5 protein-coding genes are annotated in these 3698 nt (G+C 60.3%); all 5 read left to right on the forward strand.

The genetic code is table 11. The annotated features are described in order from the left end of the window. Window positions 1–199 (forward strand): hypothetical protein (locus tag ACOSYY_RS00290; protein ID WP_421660217.1); only part of this gene is annotated, 199 nt, incomplete at its 5' end. A gap of 18 nt (window positions 200–217) precedes the next feature. Next, a complete protein-coding gene (gene avd, locus ACOSYY_RS00295; RefSeq protein ID WP_421660218.1) occupies window positions 218–571 on the forward strand; it encodes a diversity-generating retroelement protein Avd in 354 nt (117 codons plus the stop codon). Window positions 572–574: 3 nt separating this feature from the next. After that, window positions 575–1615 (forward strand): reverse transcriptase domain-containing protein, encoded by a 1041-nt coding sequence (locus tag ACOSYY_RS00300; protein WP_421660219.1) that lies wholly within the window; start codon window positions 575–577, stop codon window positions 1613–1615. A gap of 43 nt (window positions 1616–1658) precedes the next feature. Further along, window positions 1659–1937 carry an SUMF1/EgtB/PvdO family nonheme iron enzyme gene (locus ACOSYY_RS00305; protein ID WP_421660221.1) on the forward strand — a complete coding sequence of 93 codons (279 nt, stop codon included), beginning with the start codon at window positions 1659–1661 and terminating at the stop codon, window positions 1935–1937. A gap of 115 nt (window positions 1938–2052) precedes the next feature. Next, window positions 2053–3606 (forward strand): SUMF1/EgtB/PvdO family nonheme iron enzyme, encoded by a 1554-nt coding sequence (locus tag ACOSYY_RS00310; RefSeq protein ID WP_421660220.1) that lies wholly within the window; start codon window positions 2053–2055, stop codon window positions 3604–3606. Window positions 3607–3698: the final 92 nt, after the last annotated feature.

Genomic DNA, 3698 nt, shown 5'->3' on the forward strand with positions numbered 1-3698 from the left:
TGTTGTGGCCTGCCTGGTTATGATTCTTGGAGTGGCCCAAAGTGGCTTCGTGTGTGCTCAGGACGTCGCGGGTCTGCAATCAGGGGTGGTCAGAGTTGAGTCTAAGCGGCCAGGAACGGGCATTATCGTTCGCTTGGAGAATGATGCGGCACACATCTTCACAGCGGCCCATGTGGTCGTCGGGGCCCCGAATCCATAGGCCGAGATCGGAGTCACCATGGGAGACGAGAGTCCCGGGACCCTTCCCGCTGCCGTGACGAAAGCCTATGACGCACTGCTCTGGCTGATGGGCCATGTGGGCAAATTCCCCCGCTCCCATCGGTTTGTCCTGGGCGATCGGATCGAGTCCCGCATGCTGGCCGTGCTGGAATCGCTAGTCCTGGCCGCCTACTCACGAGAGAAGCGGGAGCATTTGCACCGGGCCAATACGGATGTGCAGGTCCTGCGTCTGCTCGTGCGTGCGGGCAAGGACTTAGGTTTCACCAGTTTGAAACAGTACGAGTTCATCTCCGGGGAACTGGTCGAGTTGGGACGCCAAATCGGCGGCTGGACGAAAGCGCAAGCGAGGTGATCGATGGGCGTCTTGTTTGCCCGAGTCGCCAGTTTCTCGAATCTGCTGGAGGCGGCGCGTTTGGCCAGCCGAGGCAAGCGGTTCCGCCCGAACGTGGCTGCCTTCTCCTTGAATCTGGAAGAAGAGCTGCAAGGCTTACAGCGGGAATTGGTCACCCGTACCTATCGCCCCGGACCGTATCGCACGTTTCTCGTTCGCGAGAAGAAGCCTCGATTGATCAGCGCGGCACCGTTCCGCGACCGAGTCATGCATCATGCCCTGTGCAATGTCATCGAGCCGCTGTTCGACCGAGGATTTCTCTTCGACTCTTACGCCTGTCGCAAAGGCAAGGGGACGCACGCGGCCGTCGAGCGGGCATCCAGCTATGCCCGGCGATTCCGGTACGTCCTCAAATGCGACGTGGAGAAATATTTCCCGAGCATCGATCATGAGATTCTCATGGGCTTGATTGCCGAACGGATTTGGGATGAGCAGGTATTGTGGTTGGTGCGGACGATCGTGCAAGGCAGTAATCCGCAACCGGAATCGCTTCATTATTTTCCAGGCGATGGCCTGTTTACCCCCTATGAGAGGCGGCGGGGCATTCCGATCGGGAACCAGACGAGCCAGTTTTTCGCGAATGTCTACCTGGACAAGCTGGACCATTATGTGAAAGAAGTACTCCGAGTGCCTGGCTATGTCCGCTATGTGGACGATCTGCTTGTTTTCGATGACGACAAGGAGCGTCTCCACGAAATACGTGCAGCGATCGAGGCGTTCGGCGAACGGTTGCGCTTGCGGCTGCATCCGCGCAAGTGTTTCGTGGCTCCGGCCAGCGCAGGGGTCACGTTCCTGGGTTATCGGATTTTTCCGACTCATCGCCGGCTCGATGCCGGCAATGTCCGGCGATTCAAGCGGCGGCTTCGCCGCTATGGTGAGGCCGTCGCCAAGGGGCGCATGTTAGAAGCGCAGCGGCGAGAATGTATCCGTAGTTGGATCTCGCATGCGGCGTATGCCGATACGGCACGCCTGTGTGCGAGAATTTTGGGAAAAACGGCACAGTGAGTGAACGGATGCTCGGAGATACGCGTTGATGAGCGAGCAGAGTATGGCGGGGCTTCAGTCCTGTCATGCGGGGTCGGTCGTTCTAGCGCTGCGCGGTGGGTCCTGGAACAATGAACCGGACAACGTGCGATCCGCGAACCGGAACAGGAACACACCTACGAACCGGAACGACAATATCGGGTTCCGATGTGCCCAAGACGCCTGCCCGATGGCCGGAGTTCGAGTCTTCATAGGGGAGACACGGAGTGCGCTGTCGGGCGTCCAGACCGATCCCGGGCTGACGCGAGCACATTCAAGTCAGCCGAAGAACGCACCACCTTGATGCCGGATCGGCCAAGTGGCCCGAGCACTGGTCCAGGGCCGATCCGGAATCGAGGCAACAAGACAAAAGGGATAAACCGTCCTCTCCTTCAATGGCCATGCAACGGAGCGAACGTATGCCGGTATCCTGCCATAGTCCTTATGCCGAGAGGTGGTGGGGGTTCAGCAGGGTCAGTCGGTGCATCGCACTCTTCATGCTGCTCGTCCTCGTTAGCAGCAGTCCCCTGCAGGCCGAGTCCAACGAGCACGACGCGTTGAAAACGGGGGTGGTGCAAATTACCGCTCGCGTCGACGGAAGGGAACGAATCGGCACGGGGATCATCGTGGCCCTTCGGAACGATGCGGCGTACATCGTCACCGCCTCGCATGTGGTCGAAGGCGATCCACAACCGAAGGTCGCGTTCTTCATCGACTCCCATCGCTCATTTGACGCTTCCACCAGAGGTCTGGATAGCCAGAATCCAAAAGGATTGGCCTCTTTGATCGTGCGGGGAACGCTTCCGGCTGGTGTGCGTGCGTTGGGAATCGAGGCGGCACGACGGGTGAAAGACGGGGACGCCGTGACGATCATTGGATTTCATCAAGTCGTCGGCGTGCCGTGGTTGGTCACCGACGGAAAGATCGCCGGCCGCAAGGGAGCCGATCTGGTGTTTACCGGGACTGCCGACGTAGGAAATTCCGGTGGTCCGTTGATGCTCAACGGCAAGGTGGTCGGTGTCGTCACGAGTGTTGCCGGTGGGTTTGGCTATGCCTCGCCTTCCACCATCGTCCTGGAGGCACTGCGGGGCTGGAACGTCCCGGTGGAGGACCGGGATCGCACCGGCACGGAACAGTCCCGCGAGATGACCGGCAAGGATGGCGCGCCGATGGTGCTGATTCCGGCCGGAGAATTCTGGATGGGCTCGCCGGATGGCGAAGGAGACAAGGACGAACACCCGCGCCATCGCGTCTCGCTGGACGCTTTTTATCTGGATAAGTATGAGGTGACGAATACCCGCTTCGAGCAGTTCGTTCGCGACACCAGCTACCGCACCACGGCTGAGAAGGAAGGCAAGGCGTACACGCTCACATCTGCCGGAAAGTGGGAGGAGGTCAGCGGGGCTCATTGGCGGAAACCGGAGGGGGGCGACACAGTGTTCATCTCGAACCGGGCGGAGCATCCCGTGGTATCCGTCTCCTGGGAGGACGCCCAGGCCTATTGCCGTAGGGCGGCCAAGCGGCTGCCCACCGAGGCGGAGTTCGAGTATGCCACGCGTGCCGGTAGCGAAACCAAGTACTGGTGGGGAGATGAGAGTCCGGGCTCGCGTCGTGTGGCGAACGTTGCCGACGAGTCCCTCAAGCGGCAATATTCGACCTTCACCATTATGACAGGCTATGACGATGGCGCTGTCCGAACGGCGCCGGTGGGGTCCTATGAAGCCAATCCATATGGGCTGCACGACATGATCGGGAATGTGTGGGAGTGGACGGCGGATTGGTATGACGAGACCTATTACACCAAGAGTCCAGAGCGCAATCCAAAAGGGCCCTCTAGCGGCCAATATCGGGCGCTGCGCGGTGGGTCCTGGGGCGATGCTCCGGGCCACGTGCGCTCCGCGTACCGGACCGGGAACTCACCTACGCTCCGGATCGTCAGGCTCGGGTTCCGCTGTGCCCAGGACGTTCAGTGATTCCCTTTACCCTCTGTCCCTGTTCCCTTTTCGCTTGTTCCTCGGCGTTTCTCGCGAGGGGCCAACAAGCCCCGATCGGCGGCTCCTGGTGC

The sequence above is a fragment of the Nitrospira sp. BLG_2 genome, assembly GCF_049222245.1.